This window comes from Pseudomonas sp. TH32, assembly GCF_016650855.1.
Classification (GTDB): Bacteria; Pseudomonadota; Gammaproteobacteria; order Pseudomonadales; family Pseudomonadaceae; genus Aquipseudomonas.
On record NZ_JAEKFA010000002.1, the window covers coordinates 3,017,450 to 3,042,944 of the forward strand.

Annotated in this window: 2 protein-coding genes; both read right to left on the minus strand. The window is 65.4% G+C overall.

Annotation, left to right across the window (positions count from 1 at the left end):
- Positions 1–695: 695 nt before the first annotated feature.
- A complete protein-coding gene (locus JFV30_RS17600) occupies positions 696–12,113 on the minus strand; it encodes a non-ribosomal peptide synthetase (protein ID WP_201124758.1) in 11,418 nt (3,805 codons plus the stop codon).
- On the minus strand, positions 12,110–25,030 hold the full coding sequence (locus JFV30_RS17605; protein ID WP_201124759.1) for a non-ribosomal peptide synthetase: 12,921 nt from the start codon (positions 25,028–25,030) through the stop codon (positions 12,110–12,112). Before JFV30_RS17605 ends, JFV30_RS17600 begins: the two co-directional genes overlap by 4 nt.
- Positions 25,031–25,495 lie beyond the last annotated feature (465 nt).

The window sequence follows — 25,495 nt, forward strand, 5'->3', positions numbered from 1 at the left end:
TGCCCCACCACTCGGCACCTCGCTCAGGCTCGGTGTGCCCTCACTCCGGCATTACTACGCGGGCCGCCGCGACGGGGCGTCCCTGCCCCGTCGCGGCTAAACCGGCGTCCTGCCGGTTTACCCGCTCCGTACTACCTGCGTTCGGCCAGCGTGGTTTAACGGGGCGCCTAAGATCAAAATCAAAAGCAGATCAAGAACACAGCGGCCTACAGGCCGGCTTGAGTGGTGTGAAGCAAAAGCAAAATCAAAATCTAAAGCGGGCACGGTCACCTGTAGGAGCTGGCTTGCCAGCGATGGCATCAAATGGGTCTGCCTGATGCACTGAGGTGTCTGCATCGCCGGCAAGCCAGCTCCTACAAAAAAGCCGCTCTTGCCTTTGCTCCTACCACTCAAGCCGGCCTGTAGGCCGCTGTGCTGTAGATTTTGATCTTGATCTGACTGCCCCAATAAGCCCGAGGCCGAACGCAGGGATTGAGGAGCGGGTAAACCGGCAGGACGCCGGTTTAGCCGCGACGGGGCAGGGACGCCCCGTCGCGGCGGCCCGCGGAGCAATGCCGGAGTGAGGGAACGCCGAGCCTTAGCGAGGCGCCGACAGGCGGGGCAGAGCCCTTTGGTTACTTTGGGGCTTTTCCAAAGTGACCCGCTGTAAGAGCGGAACCCTAAGTGGCCGTTACCGCAGAAACGGATATGTACACTCACAAAACCCGCTCCCCAACAAAAACCCCATCCCGCCACCAAGCCGCCAAACTCAACACATTCGGCGCCTTGAGCAGCGAAAAATGATTCCCGGGCCCATACCAAACCTCCAACCCCCCAACATGCCCGCGCCACCCCTCAACCATCAACCCCTGCTCCCGCAGATTCCCCGCCGCATCCAGGGTCGGATCCTCCGCCAACACCAGCCGCACCGGCCCGTCATACCGCCGGACAGGCCGATAAACCGTGCGCAACGCCGAGGCATACGTCCGCGCCGGCCCATCCATCGCGTCCACCGAAGACCGCGCCGGCAACAGCCCAACCCCGACCATCCCCCCATGCAACAACCGCCGCTGCTCCACTTCATCGCGCCCGGCAAAATCCACCGCATCAATCCCCAGCGACTTACCCGACGCGATCTGCATCGACTCCACCAACCGCAACAACGCCGCCGTCGTGGTATAGGGCCTGCCCTCCACCCCATTTCCCCCAGGCGCCTCGCTGTCGATCAACGTCAACGACGCCACCTCACGCCCCTGGGCCTGCAACCGCGTGGCCATCTCAAACACCACCCAACCGCCAAACGAATGCCCGACCAAATGCACCGGCCCCTGCGGGCACTCCTGCTCCAGCGCGTGCAAATAACAACGCGCCGCCGCCTCGACCTGGCTGTGAGGCACCGCCTCCCCATCCAGCCCGCGCGGCTGCAAACCAAAGACCGGCCAGTCCCGGCCCAACGCCTCGGTCAGGCCCACAAACCCGGTCACGCTGTCCCCCGCTCCCGGCACGCAGAAGATCGGTGCCTGCCCGGTGCGCCCGCCCTGGATCCGCAACAACGGCTGGTGCACCACCACACCCGGTGCCTCACTCAACGCCAGGGCCTCGCCCAACGCTTGCCCCAGCGCCTGGATATGCGGCGCCTGCATCATGCTCTGGTGATCCCCCGGTACTTCAATGCGGCGCAATTGGCCCACGGCCAGCGCCTCATCCCATCCCAGATCCAGGCTGCGCCGCGACAGTTCCGTCGGCCGCTCGGCAGCGCTGAACAAGTGTACCGCCAGTGGCATCGGGAACAGGCTGTAATGCGCCAACGCATGCCCGTGCCCGACTTCCCGTTCGATAAAGCTCAATAGATCCGCGTCCGTTGCCGCCGCCATCTGCGCGTACAACAGATGCCGATCGCGGCAACGTTGCAGCAACCCCGCAAAGTCCAGCTGTCCAATTTCCGCGTCCAGTTGCCCAAGGCTCGCCAGTTCATCCACACCTCCCTGTGCCTTCCAATACGCCGTGCACTGCAGCCGCAAATGCCGCTTGAGGGCATCCGGCCCGGCCCAGCGCGCTTTGCCCTGGTCGGTCATGCGCGGCACATAGCTGTCGATCAACCCAAGGAACGCCACCGGCTCGTCCAGCCCCTGCAGTTGCATCGCCACTTCATAGGCCAACACCCCGCCGAACGACCAACCCGCGAGGCGATACGGCCCATGGGGTTGCACTGAACGAATGATCCCCACCAGCCGCGCCGCCAACCCTTCCATGGTCTGCAACTGCGCCTCGCCAAGGGGCGCGCCGGGCAAGCCGTAGATCGGGTAGTCACCCGGAAGATGCCGACCCAGCGCCGGGAAGTACACGTCCATGCCGCTGAACTCATGCACCAGGAACAACGGTGGCTGGCTGCCGCCGGCGCGCACGGTGATCAGCGCGCTGTCCTGCGCCCACACTGTGCGCTGGCCGAGCATCGAGGCCACCGAGGCCACGCTGGCATGCTGGAACAGCTCTGCCAGCGACACCGCCAGCCCCGCCTCTTCCATCAGGCTGACCAGCCGAATCGCCAGCAACGAATGCCCACCCAGCTCAAAGAAACTGTCATGCCGACCGACCTGTTCCAGCCTCAACACCTCGGCCCAGAGTCGGGCCAGGGTCTGCTCCAGCTCATTCGCCGGGGCTTCGAATACGCGGCTGGCCAGCGCCTCCAGCGCGGGCACCGGCAGGGCCTTGCGGTCGACTTTGCCGTTGGCCGTCAGCGGCATTTTTTCCAACGCGACATAGGCCGACGGCACCATGTAGTCCGGCAGGTGCTGCAGCAGGTGGCTGCGCAGCACATCGATGGCCAGCGGCTCGCCGGTGTAATACGCCACCAGGCGCTTGTCCCCCGGTTCATCCTCCCGCGCCAGCACCACCACCTCCTTGATGCCCACGCAGGTCGCCAGGCGTGCTTCGATTTCGCCCAACTCGATGCGGAAGCCACGGATTTTCACCTGATCGTCGTTACGCCCGATGCACTCCAGCAGCCCATCCGCCGACCAGCGCCCCAGGTCACCGGTGCGGTACAGCAAACCCTCGCCAAACGGGTCATCGACAAACTTTTCGGCCGTCAGCTCAGGCCGGTTCAGGTACCCCTTGGCCACGCCGTGCCCACCGATGCAGATTTCCCCGGCCACACCCAGCGGTACCGGCTGCAAGTGAGCGTCCAGTACATGGATTTGCGTATTGGAAATCGGCCGGCCTATGGGCACGCTTTCGGCATCGGCGGCGAGGGCCTGCACTTCATACGTGGTGGCGTAGGTGGTGGTTTCCGTCGGCCCGTAGCAGTGCACCAGACGCACCGCCGGCGCCTGGGCCAGCAAGCTGCGGAACGCCGCCGGGTCAGCCCGTTCGCCGCCACACAAAAGAATGCGCAGCCCGGCCAGGGCGTCGGGAATCAGCTGCACGTACTGGTTGAACAGCGCGGTGGTGACGAACAGGATCGTCGCCCCGCCCGCCTTCAGCGCGCGACCAAAAGCGCCTGGATCGAGCAACGTGGCATGGTCGATCACCCGCACCTGCCCGCCGTTGAGCAAGGGCCCCCACACGTCCATGGTGCTCGCGTCGAACGCCGGGTTGGAGGCGAACGCCACACGGTCATGGGCGTTGAAATCGGCGTAGCCGTTATTGATCACCAGCCGCGTGATGCCCCGGTGTGGCACCAGCACGCCTTTGGGGGTGCCGGTGGAACCGGAGGTGTACATGATGTACGCCACGCGCTCAGAGGACTGTGACAGGTCGGGGTTGTGGCTCGGTTGCGGGTCCAGCGCCAGGGTGTCGACGTCGATACGCCGTGCCGGGTAATCAATGGACTCACGGCTGTGGGTCAACAGCCAGACCGCGCCGCTGTCCTGCACCATAAACGCCTGGCGTTCGGCCGGGGCGTTGATGTCCAGCGGCACATAGGCGGCTGCGCACTTGAGGATCGCCAGTTGGCTGAGCAGCAGGTCAACCGAGCGCGGCAGCAGCAGGGCCACGTGGTCGCCGGGCTGCACGCCCTGGGTGCGCAGGTGATGGGCCAACTGATTGGCGCGGGTGTTCAGCGCGCCGTAACTCAAGGCGTGCTCGCCATGCACCACGGCGATGGCGTTCGGGCGCGCCTGGGCCTGGGCTTCGAACAAGCGCTGAACGGTGTGCTCGTGAGGGCATTCACGTTGGGTGGCGTTGAATGCCACCCGCAGCTTTTCCTGCTCCGACGACGGCAGAATCGACAGTTGGCGGATCGCAACCCCGGCGTTCTGTTCAAGGGCCTGCACCAGCTGTTCCAGGGCGACATGCAGGTACTCACAGAGGCGTGGCGCGCCCTGCCCCATGGCATCAAAGGCAAACCCGTCGCCCAGGTCATCCACACTCAGCGACAGTGCAAAGTTGGTACGTTCCTCGGCCTTGAGCACTTGCATGCCCTGCCAGGCCTCAGCCTCACCGCCGGCGTGCGGTGCACTGTGGCGATAGTTGAACAGCACGCTGAACAGCGGCGTATTGGCCGGCAGCGCGCTGCAACGCTGGGCCAGGGTCAACGGCGCATGTTCGTGACTGAGCAGTTGGGTCAGGCTCGCGTGGGTCGCCATCAGCGCCGATTGCACGCTGCGCTCACCTAGATCGACCCGCAGCGGCAGGGTGTTGATGAACACCCCCAGCGCGCGTTCGGCCCCTTCACCCCCCTGTAACCGGCCCAGCAATACCGTGCCGAACACCACCTGCTCGCGCCCGGAAACCTTGCCCAACACCTGAGCCCAGGCCAGGTGCATCAGGCTCGCAGCACTCACCCCCAGATGACGCACCAAAGTACGCAGGCGCTGGCTCAACAGCGAGTCGACGCTCAGGCGTGCATGCTTCGGTTCATCCGCGGCGTTGAGTGGCAAGGTCGGTTCATCAATATCACCGAGCATTTCGCGGAAGAACGCTTCGTGCTCTTCCTCACGCATGCCCAGTCGCGTCTGCGCCACATAGTTGCGATACGGCACCGCCGCCCCCAGCTGCTCGCACCGGCCCAGCAAGCAGGCTTGCATTTCGTGCTGCAGCACTTCCAGGGCAACGTGGTCCATCACCACATGATGGAACAGCAACAACGCGACCACCCGTTGGTTGGCCGGGTCCTCGGCGTACACCAGGCGCATCAACGGTGCCTGGGCCAGGTTCAGCCGATGCTGAGCGAAGCGCTCCTGCAAATGCCCCAGCACATCGCCCGCCGCGTCAATCGCCTCGACCTGCAACGACGCCTGGCGCCACACCACTTGAACCGGTTCTTCCAGCCCGTCCCAGTGCATCGACGAGCGCAAGACGTCCTGGCGCTGGATCACCGCCCGCAACGCCTGGGCAAACGCTTCAAGGCGCTCGACGCTGGCAAAGGCGAACTGTGCCTGCAACAGGTACGCATCACCTTGCTGCACCGCGCGGTGGTGGTACAGGATCCCGGCCTGCAACGGCGCAAGCGGGTAGATGTCCTGTACGTTGGCCGCGCCGCCGGGAATGCTCGCCACCAGGCGGTCGATGGCGGGTTGCTCAAGCGTCACCAGCGTCAGCATGTCCGGGGTGATCCGCGTGCAATCCGCCGTAATGCCATTGGCTGGCACCGCCACTTCACGGCCACCGCCCACCGCAGCGGCCAACGCCGCCAGCGTAGGCTGACCAAACAACACCTTCACATCCGCCGACAGCCCGGCCCGGCGCATGCGGCCGATCAGGCTGGCGGCCAGCAGCGAGTGGCCGCCGAGTTCGAAGAAGTTGTCGTGACGGCCCACCCGCTCCACCTTGAGCAGGTCCGCCCACAGGCCGGCCAGGGTGATTTCGGTCTCGCCCACCGGCGCCACGTACTCCCGGGCGATCACCGATTCCAGGCCCGGCGCCGGCAGTGCCTTGCGGTCGAGCTTGCCATTGGGGCTCAGCGGCAAGGCATCCAGGTGCATGAAGGTTGCCGGCACCATGTAGTCCGGCAGGTGTTCCAACAGGTGGTTGCGCAGCGCGTCGATGTCGGCCTGCACGCCGGTGTAGTACGCCACCAGGCGTGAATCCCGGGCCACCACCGCGGCTTCGTGGAGTTGCGGGTATTGCAGCAGTCGCGCCTGGATCTCGCCCAGTTCGATGCGCAAGCCACGGATTTTTACCTGGTCGTCATTGCGGCCCAGGTACTCGATAGTGCCGTCCGGCAAGTAGCGCCCGACGTCGCCGGTGCGGTACATCCGGCCGGCACTGAACGGGTCCTTGAGGAAGCGTTCGGCGGTGAGTTCGGGACGGTGCAGATAACCCCGCGCCACTTGCACACCGCCGATAAACAACTCGCCCACCACGCCCAATGGTACCGGCTGCATCTGCCCGTCCAGCAGGTACATGCGGGTGTTGGCAATCGGTTTGCCGATGGGGGTGTTGTCCGGTGTAACGGGCCCGGTGCAGTCCCACGCCGTCACGTCCACTGCCGCTTCAGTCGGGCCGTAGAGGTTGTACAAACCGATGCCGGGCAACTGCTGTTTGAAGCGGCGCACCAGGCTGCCGGGCAAGGCTTCACCGCTGCACATCACCCGCACCAGCCCGGCACTCTGGCTGACATCACCGTGGGCCAGGAACACGTCGAGCATCGACGGCACAAAGTGCAGCGTGGTGATCTGCTCCGCCTCGATCACCTCACACAGGTAAGCCGGGTCTTTATGCCCGCCAGGGCGCGCCATCACCAACCGGGCGCCGGTGAACAGCGGCCAGAAAAACTCCCACACCGACACGTCAAAGCTGAACGGGGTTTTCTGCAACACCGCGTCCTGCGCGGTGAGCCCGTACTCGTCCTGCATCCACAGCAAACGGTTGACCACCCCGCCATGCTCGTTGATCACGCCCTTGGGCAGGCCCGTGGAGCCGGAGGTGTAGATCACGTAAGCCTGATGCTGCGCGGTCAATCCGTCGACCTGCGGGTTGATCAGCGGCTGTTGCTGCCAGGTGGTCCAGTCCAGGTCCACCACGGGCACCGTTACCTCACCCAGCAGCGAACGGGTGTCGCCCTGCACCAGCACGGCGGCCGGGGCGCTGTCCTTGAGCATGTAGGCGATACGTTCCAGCGGGTACGCCGGGTCCAGCGGCACATAACCACCGCCCGCCTTGAGAATCGCAAACAACCCGATGACCATCTCCAGGCCGCGTTCGACGCAGATTGCCACCCGCGAATCCGGCTGTACGCCCAGCTCGCGCAGGTGATGGGCCAACTGATTGGCGCGCTGATTCAGCTCGCGATAGCTCAGGCACCGGGTGCCCGCCTTCACCGCCAGCGCATCGGGCGTGCGCTCCACCTGGGCTTCGAACATACCGTGCAGGGTCTGGTCGAGGTTGTAATTCACGGCGGTGTCGTTGAAGTCGAACAACAGGTGCTCGCGCTCCTGATCCTCCAGCAAATCCGCGTGCTCCAGCACCGCCTGATCGTTATCGACCATCGCCTGCAGCACACGGGTGAAGTAGCCGACATAACGCTGCATCGTCGACTCATCAAACAACGCGATCGCGTACTCCAGCGTGCCGCGGATTTCGCCCCGGGCCTCGCCGAGGTTCAGGGACAGGTCGAACTTGGCAAAGTGGCTGTCCTCCACGATCCCTTCAAGACTCAAATCGCCGAGGGCCAGTACCGGCGCGTCGCTGTCCTGCCAGGTCAACATCGTCTGGAACAGCGGGCTATGGGCCAGGCTGCGCAGCGGCCGGGTGATTTCCACCACCTGTTCAAACGGCAAGTCCTGATGGGCCTGGGCGTCCAGGGTCAGCGCCTTGACCCGCGCCAGCAGCGCCTCGGCACTCAGCTCGCCCGAGGTATCAATACGCACGGCCAGGGTGTTGACGAACAGCCCGATCAAACCTTCCACCTCGGCCCGCTGGCGGTTGGCGACCGGCGAGCCGATCACCACTTCCTGCTGCCCGGCGAGCCGCGCCAGCAACGAGGCCCACGCGGTCATCATCACCCTGTACAGCGTGGTGCCATGGCGCTGGCTCAGGGCCTTGAGCCCGGCGGTCAGGCGTTCATCCAGGCGCACCTCGACAGTGCTGCCGGCGTAATCCTGCTGGGCCGGACGCGGACGGTCGGTGGGCAACATCAACAAGGCCGGCGCACCGGCCAGGGTCTGTTGCCAGTAGCTGCTTTGGCGGTGCAGCACGTCGCCGCTGAGCCACAGGCGCTGCCATACGGCGAAGTCGCTGTACTGGATCGGCAACGGCGGCAACGGGTCGGCTTCACCGCGACTGAAGGCCTGATACAACGCCATCAGCTCGCGCGTCAGTACGCCCATGGACCAGCCATCGGACACGATATGGTGGATTGTCAGCAGCAACACGTGATGATCGTCCGCCATGATCACCAGGCGCCCGCGCAGCAGCGGGCCGCGTTGCAGGTCGAACGGTGCCGAGGCTTCGCCCTGGATCAACGCGTCCAGCACTTGTTGCGCTTCGGGGTGACGACGCAGGTCCTGCACTTGCAGGGGCATCACCTCTTCAGGCGGCACGATCAGCACCTGGGCGTCATCGTCCTGCTGGGCGAAACGGCTGCGCAAGGTCTCATGCCGCGCGACGATCCGTGCCAAAGCCCGTTGCAGCGCCTCGACATGCAACTGCCCGCGCAGGCGCAGGCCAATGGGGATGTTGTAGGCGGTGTTGGCCCCTTCCATCAGCGCCAGAAACCACAGGCGTTGCTGGGCAAACGACAACGGCAGGACCGCGTCGCGAGGTGCCGGCAGGATATCGGGCAAGGTGCTGCGCCCGGACTGGGCCAAGACCTGCGCGACCGCTGCCAGCTCGGGATTGGCGAACAACTCGCCCAGCGCCAGGTCGACTCCCAGTTGCTGACGCACCTGGGACACCATGCGCATGGCCAGCAACGAATGGCCGCCCAGTTCGAAGAAATGATCCTGGCGCCCGACGCGCTGCACCTGCAACACCTCGGCCCAGATCTGCGCGAGGACGGTTTCGATGTCGCCGTGGGGCGCCTCGTATTCGCGGGTGAAGACGGCAGCCAGGTCCGGTTTTGGCAAGGCCTTGCGGTCCAGCTTGCCGTTGGCGGTCAGGGGCAATGCGTCGAGTTTTACGTAGGCCACCGGGACCATGTAATCCGGCAAGTGCGCCACCAGATGGGCACGAATCTCGCCCACCTCAAGGGCCTCGAACTGCGGATTTTCGGTGAAGTAAGCCACCAGCCGTGGCTGGCCGGGTTGGTCTTCACGGGCCAGTACCACCACTTCCTGGAGACCGGGCAACTGGTTGAGGCGGGTTTCGATCTCCCCCAGTTCGATGCGCACACCACGGATTTTCACCTGGTCGTCGTTGCGGCCCAGGTACTCGATATTGCCGTCCGGCAACCAACGCGCAAGGTCGCCGGTGCGGTACAGGCGGCCCGGGCTGAACGGGTCATCCAGAAAGCGTTCGGCAGTCATCTCAGGGCGGTTGAGGTAACCCCGCGCCACGCCCTTGCCGCCCACATACAGCTCACCGGCCACCCCCAGCGGCACCGGGCGCTGCTGTTCGTCCAGCAGGTAAACCGTGGCATTGGCGACGGGTTTGCCGATGTGCAACGGCTGCCCGGGCTCGATCCGGCCGGAGGTGGCAACCACCGTGGCTTCGGTGGGGCCGTAGTTGTTGATCACCTCGAAACGCTGGGCCCGGGTGAACTGGCGCAGGCGGTCGCCACCAATCAGCAAGGTGCGCAGGGTCGGGTGTTCGATGTTCTGGCTGAACGCGTATTCGGCCACCGGGGTGGGCAGGAAGCACACGTCCAGCGGTTGCGCGCGCCACCAGTCCAGCAGCGCGTCGATGTCTTCGGCGCCGTCGTGGGCCGGCGGCAGGTGCAAGGTCGCGCCCACACACAAGGCCGGCCAGACTTCCCAGGCCATCGCGTCAAAACCGAACCCGGCGACGCTGGCGGTATGCCGGCCTGCACACAGGTCAAACGCGCTGCAATGCCAGTCCACCAGGTTGGCCACTGTGTGGTGCTCCACCATCACGCCCTTGGGCAGGCCGGTGGAGCCGGAGGTGTAGATCACGTAGGCCAGGCTGGACGGTGTGACCGCGACGTGCGGGTTGCTGGCCGAATGGTGATGCCAGGTGAAGCGGTCCAGGTTGATCACCGGCACGTCGAGCGCGGGCAGGCGTTCCAGCAGTGCCTGCTGGGTCAGCACCGCGACCGGTGCGCTGTCGATAAGCAGGTAGCTTAGGCGCTCGGCCGGATGCGATGGATCCACCGGCACGTAGCAGGAGCCGGACTTGAGGATCGCCAGCAACCCGGCCAGGGTGTCCAGACCACGCCGGGCGACGATGGCCACGCGATCGTCGGGTTTCACCCCCAGTGCCAGCAGATGATGGGCCAGCAGGTTGGCTTGTTGATTCAGTTCGGCGTAGGTCAGCTGGCGGCCTTCATACACCGCAGCCACCGCGTCCGGGGTCCGCAGGGTTTGCGCTTCGATGCGCCCGTGCAGGGTGGTGCCCTGAGGAAAGTCGACGGCTGTGGCGTTGAGCTGCTCCAGCAAGTGCCGCCGCTCGGACTCGGGCAGCACCGACAGGCGGTTCAGAGGGGTGGCGGGCGCCTGTTCCAGCGCCTGCACCAGGTTTTCCAAAGCGGTTTGCAGATAACCGCACACCCGCTGCGGATCAACCTGGGTGCTCGCAAGCAAGCGCAGGATAAAACCGTCCCCCACATCATCCACACTCAGGGTCAACGGGTAGTTGGTGCGCTCCTCGGAGCTCAAAATCTCGATGCCTTGCCACGCTGACTGCGCTTCAGTGCTGGTGCCCGCGCCGCTGTGGCGGTAGTTGAGCAACGCACTGAACAGCGGCGTCGGCGCGGCCACGCCACTGCAACGCTGGGCCAGGGCCAGGGCGGCATGCTCATGACGCAGCAAAGTGGTCAGCCGGGCGTGGGTGGCCTTGACCCCGGCGCGCACATCCTCGGTGCCGACATCCACCCGAAACGGCAAGGTATTGATAAAAATCCCCAGGGCCCGGTCCGTGGCATGACCGCCCTGCATGCGGCCCATCAGCACCGTACCGAACACCACCTGCGCCTTGCCTGCCAAGGCGCTCAACACCTGTGCCCAACCCACATGGAACAGGCTGGCGGCGCTGACCCCCAACTGGCGCGCCTGGGCCCGCAGTTGCTGGTTGAGCGCCGGCGGCAACGGCCAGTCGACTTCGGCAATATCCTGGCCGTCGCCCTGCACATCCTGCAAGCCAAACGGCAAGGTCGGCTCGGTGATGTCGCCGAGCATCTCGCGAAAGAACGCTTCATGCTGCTGTTCAGTGACCCCCAGGCGCGCCTGGGCCACGTAGTTGCGAAACGGCACCGCGTGGCCCAACTGATCCGCGCGGCCCTGCAAGTACGCCTGCATTTCGTGGCGCACCACGTCCAGGGCGCTGTGGTCCAGGGCCATGTGGTGGAACAACAGCAAGGCGACCATGCGCTGGCGGGCTGCGTCCCACGCACCGACCAGCCGCACCAGCGGTGCACGGGTGACGTCCAGGCGGTAATGCCGGCCATCAAACAGTGCATGCAACTGGGCCGCGATATCACCGTCGGCAGGGTTCAGCTCTATCACCTGCACGGGCAATCGGGCCGTACGCCACACCACTTGCGAGGGTTCCTCCAGACCTTCCCAGATCACGGCGGTGCGCAGGATATCGTGGCGGTCCATCACGCCCTGCAACGCCTGGGCAAACCCCTTGAAACGCTCAAGGCTGTCGAAGGCGAACTGCGACTGCATGATGTACGGGTCGCCGTGCCCGGCACTCACATGGTGATAAAGAATGCCTTCCTGCAGCGGCGCCAGCGGGTAGATGTCTTGCACGTTGGCGACACCACCGTCGACGGTCTCGATGATGCGGTCGATCGAGGCCTGGCTCAGGCTCGACAGCGTCAGCATCGCCGGGGTAATTCGCTGGGCGCCCACGGGAATGCCATTGGCCGGCACCTCCACTTCACCGGCCTTGGTGGCCGAGTATTCGCCGGCCTGGATAAGCTCGATCAGCGCGGGCTTGTGTTCACGCAGCGAGGCCACCAGGGCCGGGTCGCTCAGGGCCTGTTTGTTGCCCTGCACCGACAGCTGGTCGCCCTTGAGCGCCAGTTGCACGTCCTTGGCCTTGAGTGTCGCCAACAGTTCGATGATGCTCACAGGACGATCTCCATTCGTTCGGTAATTGCGGCGTAGCCGGCCAGGGTTGGCTGTTCAAACAGGCCCCGCACATCGGCTTCCATGCCTTCCTGACGCAAGCGTCCAATCAAACTGACGGCCAGCAACGAGTGCCCGCCCAGTTCAAAAAAGTTGTCAAAGCGCCCTACCCGTTCCACCTTCAGCAGCTCGGCCCACAGCCGCGCCAGCAAGATTTCGGTGTCGCCCACCGGCGCCTCGTACTCACGCACGATCAGCGACTCCACACCCGGCGCCGGCAGGGCCTTGCGGTCGAGCTTGCCATTGGGGCTCAGGGGCAAGGCCTCCAGATGCACAAACACCGCCGGCACCATGTAATCCGGCAAGCGCGCCAGCAGGTGTGCCCGCAGGTGTTCGATATCAGCCTGCACGCCGGTGTAATAGGCCACCAGCCGTTCGTCCCGGGCCAATACCGCCGCTTCGTTGACCTGCGGGTATTCGGTCAGGCGTGCCTGGATTTCCCCCAGTTCGATGCGCAGGCCACGGATTTTCACCTGGTCGTCGTTGCGGCCCAGGTACTCGATATTGCCGTCCGGCAGGTAGCGCCCGATGTCACCGGTGCGGTACAGGCGGCCGGCGCTGAACGGGTCCTTGAGGAAGCGTTCAGCCGTGAGTTCCGGGCGGTGCAGGTAGCCGCGAGCGACCTGGACGCCGCCGATGAACAGCTCGCCCACCACCCCCAATGGCACCGGCTGCAACCGGGCGTCCAGCAGGTACATGCGGGTGTTGGCAATCGGCTTGCCGATGGGGGTGTTGTCCGGCACCACGGGCCTGGCGCAGTTCCACGCCGTCACGTCCACCGCCGCTTCCGTCGGGCCATAGAGGTTGTACAAACCGATCCCTGGCAGCTGCTGCTTGAAGCGGCGCACCAGGCTGCCCGGCAAGGCTTCACCGCTGCACATCACCCGCAGCAGCCCCGCGCCCTGGGAGACATCGCCATGGGCCAGGAACACATCGAGCATCGACGGCACGAAGTGCAAGGTGGTGATCTGCTCCGCCTCGATGACTTCGCACAGGTACGCCGGATCCTTGTGCCCGCCGGGACGCGCCATCACCAACCGCGCGCCGGTGAACAAGGGCCAGAAGAACTCCCACACCGACACGTCGAAACTGAACGGGGTTTTCTGCAAGACCGCGTCGCGGGCGGTCAGGCCGTAGGCGTCCTGCATCCACAGCAGGCGGTTGACCACCCCCGCGTGCTCGTTGATCACGCCCTTGGGTTGGCCGGTGGAGCCGGAGGTGTAGATCACGTAGGCCTGATGCTGCGCGGTCAACCCTGGAACCTGTGGGTTGGAGGCAGGCTGGTGCTGCCAGGTGTTCCGGCCCAGGTCCACCACGGGCACCGTCACGTTACCCAGCAACGAGCGGGTGTCACCCTGCACCAGCACCGCCGCCGGGGCGCTGTCTTGCAGCATGTAGGCGATTCGCTCCAGCGGGTACGCCGGGTCCAGCGGCACATAACCGCCGCCCGCCTTGAGAATCGCGAACAGGCCGACGACCATTTCCAGGCCACGCTCGACGCAAATCGCCACCCGCGAATCGGGCTGCACGCCTTGATCACGCAGATGATGGGCCAACTGATTGGCGCGCTCGTTCAGCTCGCGATAGCTCAGGTGTTGGTCACCCGCCTTCACCGCCAGCGCATCGGGCGTGCGTTCAACCTGGGCTTCGAACAGGCCGTGAAGGGTTTGATCGAGGTTGTAGGCAACCTCGGTCGCATTGAACCCGGACAGCAGTTGCTCGCGCTCCTGCGGGCCCAGGATCGACAGCTGATCCAGCGGCCGTTGCGGGGCGTGCTCCAGCGCTTCGACCAAGCCGTGCAACGCCGCCTGCATATAACCGCAGATCCGCTGCGCGCCGATCTGCGCGGGAGTCATCGCGGTCAACCGGAAACCGTCGCCCTGATCATCCACGTTCAGGGTCAGCGGGTAGTTGGTGCGTTCCTCGCTGGCCAGGGTTTCGATGCCCTGCCAGGCCGGCGATACCGGGGCTTGCTGGCTGTCGCTATGGCGATAGTTGAGCATGGCGCTGAACAACGGCAATGGCGCCGCCACACCGCTGCAACGCTGGGCCAGTGCCAGGGACGCATGCTCGTGCCCCAGCAACGTGGTCAGTCGGCCATGGGTGGCCTTTACCGCCGCACGTGCGCCGATGCCGCCGACGTCCACCCGCAATGGCAAGGTATTGATGAACATCCCCAGCGCCCGGTCGCTGCCTTTGCCGCCCTGCATCCGGCCCAGCAGCACCGTGCCAAACACCACGCTGGCCTGGCTCGACGTGCAGGCCAGGACCTGCGCCCAGGCCAGGTGGAACAGGCTGGCCGTGCTGACGCCGAGCAACCGCGCCTGAGCCCGCAGGCGCCGGGTCAAGTCTGGCGATAACCCTTCACGGGCTTCCTCGATGGCACTGCCATCGCCCTGCACATCCTGAAGGCCGAAAGGCAGCGTCGGCTCATGGAGGTCACCCAGCATCTCGCGGAAGAACGCTTCGTGCTCCTGCTCACTCACACCCAGGCGCGCCTGGGCCACGTAATTGCGGTACGGCGTGGCCACATCCGTGATGCCGGGCAGGCCCAGCAGGCTGGCTTGCATCTCGTGGCGCACGCCGTCCAGCGCCGTGTGGTCGAGGGCGATATGGTGGAACAGCAAGATAGCCACCACCCGCTGTTGCAGCGGGTCTTCGGCGTACACCAGGCGAACCAGCGGCGCCTCGGACATCGGTACACGGTAATGGCGAGGATCAAACTGGCGATGCAACTGCGCGAGCACATCACCGGCGCCCACCTGTACCGCCTGCACCGACAGCCGGGCCTCACGCCACACCACTTGCAGCGGCTGTTGCAAACCTTCCCAGACCACGCCGGTACGCAAGATATCGTGGCGGTTGATCACCGACTGCAACGCCCGGGCAAACGCCTGCAAACGCTCGACACTGTCAAACGCCAGGTGCGATTGCAGCAGGTACGGATCGCCCTGCTGGGCGCTGATGTGGTGATAGAAAATCCCTTCCTGCAACGGCGCCAGCGGGTAAATGTCCTGCACATTGGCCGCGCCACCCGGCACGCTGGCGACGATCTGGTCGATGGTCGGCTGATCAAGCGCCACCAACGACAGCATCGACGGCGTGATGCGTTGGCAATCGGCCGGGATCGAATTCACCGGCACCACCACTTCCCGACCACTGCCCACGGCGGCTGCCAGGGCGGCCAGTGTCGGCTGGCTGAACAGCACCCGTACATCGGCGCTCAGCCCGACCTGGCGCATGCGCTCGATCAAACTCACCGCCAGCAACGAATGGCCGCCCAGTTCAAAGAAATGGTCATGGCGCCCGACCTGCTCCACCTGCAACACCTCGGCCCAGATCCGCGCCAGGGTGGTTTCGACTTCGCCGCTCGGTGCCTCGTAGTCCCGGCTGAGCATGGCGGCCTGATCCGGCGCCGGCAGGGCCTTGCGGTCGAGCTTGCCGTTGGCGGTCAGCGGCCAGCTGTCGAGTTTTACGTAGGCCACCGGCACCATCGCCTCGGGCAACCGGTTGTGTAGCTCGGCGCGCAGGGTTTCGATGTCCAACGGGGTGTGTTCGGTGAACCAGGCCACCAACCGGCCGTCGCGCACCAGCACCACGGCGTCCTTGACGCCATCGACGGCGGCCAGGCGGGTTTCGATTTCTCCCAGTTCGATGCGCACACCACGGACTTTTACCTGGTCATCGTTGCGGCCCAGGTACTCGATGTTGCCGTCCGGCAGCCAGCGCGCCAGGTCACCGGTGCGGTACATACGGCCCGGGTTGAACGGGTCGTCGAGGAAGCGCTCGGCGGTCATCTCCGGGCGGTTCAAGTACCCGCGGGCCACGCCGCTGCCGCCCACAAACAGCTCGCCGGCCACGCCCACCGGCACCGGGCGCTGTTGCTCATCGAGCAGGTACACCGTGGCATTGGCCATCGGCTTGCCGATGTGCAGCGCCTGGCCGGCGTGCACGCGGCCAGAGGTGGCGACCACCGTGGCTTCGGTGGGGCCGTAGTTGTTGATCACCGCAAAACGTCGCTCGACACTGAACTGGCGCAAGCGATCACCGCCGATCAACAGGGTGCGCAGGCTTGGGTGCTCCAGGTTCTGACTGAAGGCGTACTCGGCCACCGGCGTGGGCAGGAAGCTCACGTCCAGCGGCTGCGCCAGCCACCAGGCCAGCAGTTCGTCGATGTTTTCATTGCCCACATGGGCGGGGGGCAGGTGCAGGGTCGCGCCGATGCACAACGCCGGCCAGACTTCCCAGGCCATCGCGTCAAAACCGAACCCGGCCACGCTGCTGGTGTGGCTGTGGGCATGCAGGTCAAAGGCTTCGCAGTGCCAATGCACCAGGTTTTCCACGGTGCGATGCTCCACCATCACCCCTTTGGGCTGGCCGGTGGAGCCGGAGGTGTAGATCACGTAGGCGAGATTCGCCGGGGTCAGGCCGGCGACGTGGGGACGGGTCGCGTTGGCGTAAGTGCCGTGCAGGTCGACGATGGCGACATCACCGAGCACGCCACGGGTGCTCTCCTCGGCCAGTACCGCGACCGGGGCACTGTCTTGCAGCAGGTAAGCGATGCGCTCGGCCGGGTAAGCCGGGTCGACCGGTACGTAGGCGGCGCCCGCCTTGAGGATCGCCAGCAGGCCCACCAGCATCTGCGGGCCACGTCGGCAGCAGATCGCCACGCGATCGTCGGGCTGCACACCCAGTCCCAGCAGATGATGGGCCAGTTGGTTGGCGCGTTGGTCGAGGGCCTGATAGGTCAGTGGCTGGCCGTCCTGGATCAGCGCAATCGCGTGCGGCCGGCGTTCGGCCTGGGCTTCGAAGGCGCCGTGCAGGGTCTGCCCTTGCGGGTAGTTGCGCACGCTGGCGTTGAAGGTGCGAAGCAGCATTTCGCGTTCGGCGGCCGGCAGGACCGACAGCTGATTCAGCGGCATTTCCGGGGTTTGCTCAAGGGCGGCCACCAGTTGCTCCAGTGCGCTGTGCATGTAGTCGCACAAGCGCTGCGCACCGATGGACTCCAGGGCCAGCACCGTCAGGCCGAAGCCCGCGCCCAGGTCGTCCACGCTCAAGGTCAGCGGGTAGTTGCTGCGCTCTTCGCCGCCGAGCAACTGCACGCCTTCCCAGATACCCTGGCCGTCGCGGGCCATTTCACCCGGGGTGCTGTGGCGGTAGTTGAGCAAGGCGCTGAACAACGGCATCGAGGCGGGCACACCGCTGCAACGTTGGGCCAGCGCCAGGGATGCATGTTCATGGCCGAGCAGTGCGCTGAGCCGGGCATGGGTTGCCTTGACCCCGGCGCGTACGGCACTGGCACCCGCTTCCACCCGCAACGGCAAGGTGTTGATGAACATGCCCAACGCCCGGTCGGCGCCCTCGCCCGCTTGCATGCGGCCCATCAAGACGGTGCCAAACACCACGTCCTGACGGCCCGACACCCGCCCGAGCACCTGGGCCCACGCCAGGTGCATCACGCTCGCAGCGCTGACCCCCAGTTGCCGGGCCTGCTCGCGAACCCGCAGCGCCAATGCCGCGTCCACCGGCCGTTCGGCCTCTTCAATGTCCCGGCCATCGCCCTGCACATCCTGCACGCCAAAGGGCAGCGTGGGCGCGTCGATGTCGGCGAGCATTTCCCGGAAGAATTGTTCGTGCTCCTGAGCGCTGATACCCAGACGGGCCTGAGCCACGTAGGTACGAAACGGTGCCGCAACCGGCAATGCATCGGCCTGATTGAACAGGAACGCACGCATTTCCTGGCCGACCACTTCCATGGCGGTGTGGTCCAGCGCCAGGTGATGGAACAGCAGGATGGCTGCGACGCGCTGGTTGGCCGGGTCCTGCGCATAGACCATGCGCAGCAGCGGCGCCTGGGTGAGGTCCAGGCGATAGTGGCGGGCATCGAAGCGCGCATGCAGTTGTTCGATCACGTCGCCGTCGGCCGGGTCCAGCGCAACGTTCTGCACCACCAGCTCGGCATGGCGCCAGACCACTTGCACCGGGCTGTCCAGGCCTTCCCACACCACGGCGGTGCGCAGGATATCGTGGCGCGCCACGACCTTTTGCAGCGCGCCCATAAAGGCCTGCAAACGCTCGACGCTGTCAAACGCCATGCGCGATTGCAGCAAATAAGGGTCGCCCTGTTCGGCGCTGACGTGGTGGTAAAGAATGCCCTCCTGCAACGGTGCCAGCGGGTAGATGTCCTGCACATTGGCCGCGCCGCCGGGCACCGTGGCCACAATGCGCTCGATGGCCGGCTGGTCGAGCGTGACCAGGGTCAGCATCGACGGCGTGATGCGCTGGCAGTTCGGCGCAATCCCATTGGCCGGCACGACAATTTCCCGTCCACTGCCCACCGCCGCGGCCAGGGCCGCCAGGCTTGGCTGGTTGAACAACACCCGTACGTCCGCGCTCAGGCCGGCCTGGCGCATACGCTCGATCAGGCTCACCGCCAGCAAGGAATGGCCGCCGAGTTCAAAGAAGTGATCAAAGCGCCCGACGCGCTCAACCTTCAGTACGTCCTGCCAGATCTGCGCCAGCAGGGTTTCCACCTCGCCCTCGGGTGCTTCGAAACCACGGCTGAGCAGCGACGCCTGATCCGGCGCCGGCAAGCCCTTGCGGTCCAGCTTGCCATTCGCCGTCAGCGGCAACAGCTCCAGCCAGACATAGGCCGACGGCACCATGTAATCCGGCAGTCGGCTTTGCAGGTGTGCGCGCAACGCATCAATGCCCAACGGCGCCTGGGCGGTGTAGTAAGCCACCAGGCGTTTGTCGCCAGGCTCGTCTTCACGGGCCAGCACCACGGTGTCTTTTACGCCGGGAACGGCCGCCAGGCAGCTTTCGATCTCACCGGGTTCGATCCGGAAACCACGGATTTTCAGTTGATGGTCATTGCGGCCCTGGTACAGCAAGGTGCCGTCCGCCTGCCAACTGGCCAGGTCGCCGGTGCGGTACAGCAGGCCATCGCCGAAAGGGTCGACGATAAATTTCTCGGCGGTCAGTTGCGGCTGATTCAGGTACCCCTTGGCCACGCCCGCCCCGCCGATGTACAGCTCGCCGACCACACCCAACGGCACCGGCTGCTGCCGCGCGTCCAGCACGTAGGCGCGGCTGTTGCCAATGGGGCGACCAATGGGAATGCCGCCCTTGCCCAGCGCCTTGATCTCGTACGTGGTGGAAAACGTCGTGGCTTCGGTGGGGCCGTAACCATTCAACAGGTGCTGCGGCGCGCCATGCTCAAGCACCCGGCCGATCACCTGCGGGTCGAGCACATCGCCGCCGACGATCAGGTAGCGCAACTGGCGGAACATCGGCATCAAGCCGTCGGCGTACTGATGGAACAGCCCGGCGGTCATCCACAACACGCTGACGGATTGCTCCTGCAGCAACGCGGCGAACGCGGCCTGGGACAGCAGCGTGGCGTGCTCGACCACCACCACGCAGCCACCATTGAGCAGCGGCGCCCACACATCGAGGGTGCTTGCATCGAACGCCGGGTTCGAGGCAAAGGCCACCCGGTCACGGTGATTGAAGTCGGCGTAGCCGTTGTTGATCACCAACCGGGTCACGGCGCGGTGCGGCACCTGCACGCCCTTGGGCGCGCCGGTAGAACCGGAGGTGTACATGATGTACGCGACGCTTTCGGCAGACTGGGCCAGGTTCGGGTTGTGCGTCGGCTGCGTGTCGAGGTTCAGCGCGGCGAGGTCATTCAGCACGTACCTGGCATGGCTGTCCTGCACCATGAAAGCCTGGCGCTCGTCCGGCGCATTGACGTCCAGCGGCACGTAGACCGCCGCACACTTGAGGGCCGCCAACTGGCTGACCAGCAAATCCATGGAGCGCGGCAACGCAATGACCACGCTGTCGCCGGGTTTTACATCCTGATCGATCAGGTAGTGGGCCAGGCGATTGGCCCGCAGGTTGAGTTCGCGGTAGGTCAGTGACACGTGGCCGTGCACCACTGCCAGCGCGTCCGGACTGGTCAGGGCCTGGGCTTCGAAGATCCCGTGCACGGTGTGCGCAGCCGGGTAGGCACGGGCAGTGGCGTTGAAGTCCACCAGCACTTGATGCCGCTCGGCGGCGGGCAGGATCGACACGTGATGCAGCGGCGTGGTCGGCGCCTGTTGCAGCGCCGTCACCAGGTTGCGCAAGGCACTGAGCATGTAGTCGCCGACGCGTTGCACATCCACCTCGGCCACGCCTTGTACGGTCAGGGCGAAGCCTGTGCCCAGGTCATCCACGTTGAGCACCAGCGGGTAGTTGCTGCGCTCCTCGGAGCTGAGGATTTCGATCCCGGCGTCGGCGAACGGGCTGGCGCCCGGCGCTTCACCCGGCGCGCTGTGGCGGTAATTGAGCAAGGTGCTGAACAGCGGCAACGCACCGGACACCCCACTGCAACGCTGGGCCAGGGACAGGGACGCATGTTCGTGCCCCAGCAACTGTGCCAGCCGCGCATGGGTGGCGCGTACGCCGGCCTGCACACCCACCGGGCCGACGCTGACCCGCAGCGGCAGGGTGTTGATGAACATCCCCAGCGCCCGGTCGGCGCCCTCGCCGCCTTGCATGCGGCCCAGCAGCACGGTGCCGAAGACCACATCGTCCTGGCCCGACACCTGGCCGAGCACGTGCGCCCACGCCAGGTGCACCAGGCTCGCGGCGCTCACACCCAACTGCCGGGCTTGCTCGCGCAGGCCCAGGCTGAGGGCCGGATCCAGCGGCACGTGCGCTTCCCGCACACCGCTGCCGTCACGGTTCACGTCCTGCAAGCCGAAGGCCAGGGTCGGCTCGTCGATATCACCGAGCATCTCGCTGAAGAACGCCTCATGCTGCGCGGCGCTCACACCGAGGCGTGCCTGGGCCACGTAGTTGCGGTACTGCACGGCGTCCGGCAGTTGCTCGGTGTGGCCGGCAAGGCTCGCGCTCATTTCTTCCACCAGCACGTGCAGCGCGGTGTGGTCCAGCAAGATGTGGTGCAGCAGCAGGATGCCGACATGGCGGCCCTGATCCTCGGCGTAGGCAAAGCGCATCAGCGAGGCGCGGGACAGGTCAAGGCGGTAGTGGCGTGGGTCGAAGCGCTGTTGCAGTTGCGCGAGCACGTCGCTGGAAGGGTCGACCTCAATCTGCTCCACCACCAGCAGCGCCTGGCGCAACACCACCTGCACCGGCTCGTCCAGGCCTTCCCAGACAATGCCGGTACGCAGGATGTCGTTGCGTTCGATCACACTTTGCAGCGCACGGATAAACGCCTCGACCGGCTCCTGACCGTTGAAGCTGAACTGCACCTGCAATACGTAGGGATCGCCCTCGGTGGTCGCCAGGTGGTGATACAGAATGCCGGCCTGCAACGGGGCCAGACCGTAGATGTCCTGCACATTGCCGATACCGCCCGGGACACTGGCGACGATATGGTCGATGGCCGGTTGGTCCAGGTCCACCAGCGGCAGCATGTCCGGGGTGATGCGCTGGGTCGCTTCACTGATCAGGTTGGCAGGCACCTGCACTTCATGTTGCCCGCCTACCGCAGCGGCCAGCGCAGCCAACGTTGGCTGGCCGAACAGCACCCGCACATCGGCGCTCAGTTCCAGCTGGCGCATGCGTTCGATCAATTTGACCGCCAGCAGCGAATGGCCGCCCAGCTCGAAAAAGTTGTCCTGGCGCCCGACCCGGTCGACCTTCAGCAGGTCTTGCCACAGATTGGCAATCGCGGTTTCCACGCTGCCTTGTGGCGCTTCGTAACCACGACGGGCCAGGGCTTCGGCGTCGGGTGCCGGCAAGACCTTGCGGTCGAGCTTGCCGTTGGTGGTGAGCGGGAACGTGTCCAGCAGCACGAAGGCGCTGGGTACCATGTACTCGGCCAGGGACTGCAGCAGATGATCCCGCAGTTCGGCGGCAGTGGGCGTGCGGCCCTGTTGGGCAATCACGTACGCCACCAGGCGCTGGTCGCCCGGCTCGTCTTCGCGGGCAATCACCACGGCTTCGCGCACGCCATCACAGGTGGCCAGGCGCGCTTCGATCTCCCCCAGTTCGATACGGAAACCACGGATCTTCACCTGGTCATCGTTGCGCCCCAGGTACTCGACACTGCCGTCGGCCAGCAGGCGGCCGAGGTCACCGGTCTTGTACAGGCGCTGGCCGGTCGCCGGGTCCGCCAGAAAGCGCTCGGCGGTCAGCTCGTCGCGGTTGAGATACCCCCGCGCCACGCCGGCACCGCCGACGTACAACTCCCCCACCACGCCCATCGGCACCGGCTCGCGGCGGGCGTCCAGCACATACAACTGCAAGTCGGGAATGCGCACGCCAATCGGGCTGACGCCCACCAACTGTGCATCCGCTGCCTCCAACGCACGGTAGGTCACGTGCACGGTGGTTTCAGTGATGCCGTACATGTTGACCAGGCGCGTACCGGCGTTGGTCACCCGGGCGTACCACGGCTTGAGAATGCCCGGCTCCAGGGCTTCACCGCCGAAAATCACCTGGCGCAACGAATGCAACTGCTGGCTGCGGCCCTGCGCCGCGATCAACTGGCGGAACGCACTCGGCGTCTGGTTGAGGATGCTCACTCCGGCTTCGCACAGCAGCGCATAGCACTCGTCCGGCGAGCGGCTGACCAGTTGCGGCACCACCAGCAACTGCCCGCCGTGCATCAACGCCCCCCAGATTTCCCACACGGAGAAGTCGAAGGCAAACGAGTGAAACAGCGCCCAGGTGTCATTCGCGTTGAAGGTGAACCAGTGCTCGGTGGCGCTGAACAGCCGCGCGACGTTGCGGTGTTCGATCATCACGCCCTTGGGCAGGCCGGTAGAACCCGAGGTGTAGATCACATAGGCCAGGCTCGACGGGCTGAGCGCGACGTTGGGGTTAACGATGGGCTCGTGCTGCAGGCTGTTGAGATCAATCGGTGTGACGTCGCCCACCAGGTGGAGGGTATTGTCCTGCACCAGCACCGCCAACGGCGCGCTGTCTTGCAGGGTGTAGCGGATGCGGTCCAGCGGGTAGGCCGGATCGATCGGCACGTAGCCCGCGCCAGCCTTGAGAATACCCAACAGGCCGATGATCATTTCCAGGCCACGCTCGACACAGATCGCCACCCGGTCGTCGGGGCGAATGCCGTGCTTGAGCAGGCAGTGCGCGACCTGGTTGGCGCGCTCGTTCAGCTCGCGGTAGCTCAGGCGTTCGTGCTCGAAACGCAGCGCGACCGCTTCGGGATGGCTGGCAGCATGGGCTTCGACTTGCTGGTGGATCAGGGCTGAATCGGCGTAGTCCCCGGTATCGGCGTTGAGGCCGTGCAGCAGGTGCCGGCGTTCGGCAGCGGGCAGGATACTCAGACTGTGCAGCGATGCGTCTGGCGTCTGTTCCAGAGCCAGCACCAGGTTTTCCAGGGCGGTGTGCAGGTAATCGGCAACACGCGCGGCGCCGATGGCGGCGTCCACCATCACGGTGAAGGCAAAGCCCTCGCCCAGGTCATCGACGTTGACCGTCAGCGGGTAGTTGGTGCGTTCTTCGGCGCCCAGCACCTGAATGCCTTCGGCGATGTCGATCACGGCCTGAGTGTCCGAGGCATCGCTGTGACGATAGTTGAGGATCGCACTGAACAACGGCGTGGGTGCGGCCACACCGCTGCAACGTTGGGCCAGTGCCAGCGAGGCGTGTTCGTGGTTGAGCAATTCGGTCAGGCGCTTGTGGGTGGTTTGCACCCCGTCGCGCACGCTTTGCGCACCCACATCGACCCGTAGAGGCAAGGTGTTGATGAACATACCCAGGGCCTGATCGGAGCCCTCGCCTGCGCCCATGCGCCCGAGCATCACACTGCCAAACACCACGGCTTCGCGGCCGGAGACCTTGCCCAGTACCTGGGCCAACGCCAGGTGCATCACACTGGCCGGGCTGACGCCCAACGGTCTTGCCTGGGCCCGCAGGCGACGGCTTAGATCGCTGTCGACGGCGATGCGGGTTTCATCGATGCCATGGCCATCGCCCTGCACGTCCTGGAGACCGAACGGCAAGGTGGGCGCGTCGATGTCGGCGAGCATCTCGCGAAAGAATGCCTCGTGGGCCTGCTCACTGACACCGTGGCGGACCTGGGCGATGTAGTTGCGAAACGGCACCGGTGCGCCGGCCTGTTCGGTCTGCCCGGCGAGGTGCAGCTGGATCTCGCGGCGCACCACGTCGAGGGCGGTGTGGTCGAGGATGGTGTGGTGAAACAGCAGCATCGCAACCACCCGCTGGTTGCGCGGGTCTTCGGCAAACACCAGGCGCAGCAGCGGCGCCTGGCCGAGGTCCATGCGGTAATTACGGGCGTCGTAGCGGGCTTGCAGTTGGGTCAGTGCATCGCCGTCGAGATGGGCTTCTTCGCAGACCAGCGAGGCTTTGCGCCAGACCACCTGGAGGGGTTCGTCGAGGCGTTCCCAGGCCATCGAGGTGCGCAGGATATCGTGGCGGTCGATAACCCATTGCAGGGCCTCGGCGAAGGCTTCAAGACGGGCGCGGCTATCGAACACGAACTGCGCGTGGAGCACGTAGGGGTCGCCCTGGTGGGCGGACAAGTGGTGATAGAGCATGCCTTCCTGGAGCGGGGCCAGGGGGTAAATGTCTTGCACCTTCGCCGTACCGCCGGGGATGCCGGCGACGATGCGGTCGATGGCCGGCTGGTCGAGGTTGACCAGGGGCAGCATGGCCGGGGTGATGCGATAGGCCGGGCTGAGCCAGTCGCCGCCGTGTTGGGCGACGAGGTCGAGCAGTTGGGGTTTGTGGGCGATCAGTTGGTCCCATAGGGCGTCATCCAGCGCGTCGTCGTCACCCAGGATGATCAGGTCGCCGTCTTCCATTTGCAGGCGGATCGGGTGGGTGGAAAGAGCTGCCAATAATTTGCTGAACTGCATGGGGGTAACCTGCTTTTTTGAGTCGGATACGGTTGAGGAGAAAGTCCGTTTTCAGCTGTCGCGTAAGTGCCTGGGAGGCCCGGTTTAAAGCGCGGGCGCGGTCAAAGGCCGGGAGGCTTCCCGCAGGGTTGGGAAATTAGAGGATTCGGGGGTGGGGGGTGACATGGGAAGCGGGGACAAAGGGGATGGGGGTGGGGAACTTTCGTATTTATTGGAGCGGCTTGAATTGGGGGCATATCCGTTTTTTTGGTCAGGGCCGCTATGGGTTCCGCTCTTACAGCGGGTCACTTTTGAAAAGCCCAAAAGTAACCAAAAGGCTCTTGCCCCACCACTCGGCACCTCGCCTAGGCTCGGTGTGCCCTCACTCCGGCTTTGGACCGTGGGCCGCCGCGATGGGCCATCCTTGGCCCAGCGCGGCTAACCCGGCGTCCTGCCGGGTTACCCACGCTCCAAAGCCTGCGTTCG

What these genes read in the sequence shown, in the direction of transcription:
- JFV30_RS17605 (WP_201124759.1), bottom strand. Translation starts at nt 25,030, where the DNA reads ATGCAGTTCAGCAAATTATTGGCAGCTCTTTCCACCCACCCGATCCGC.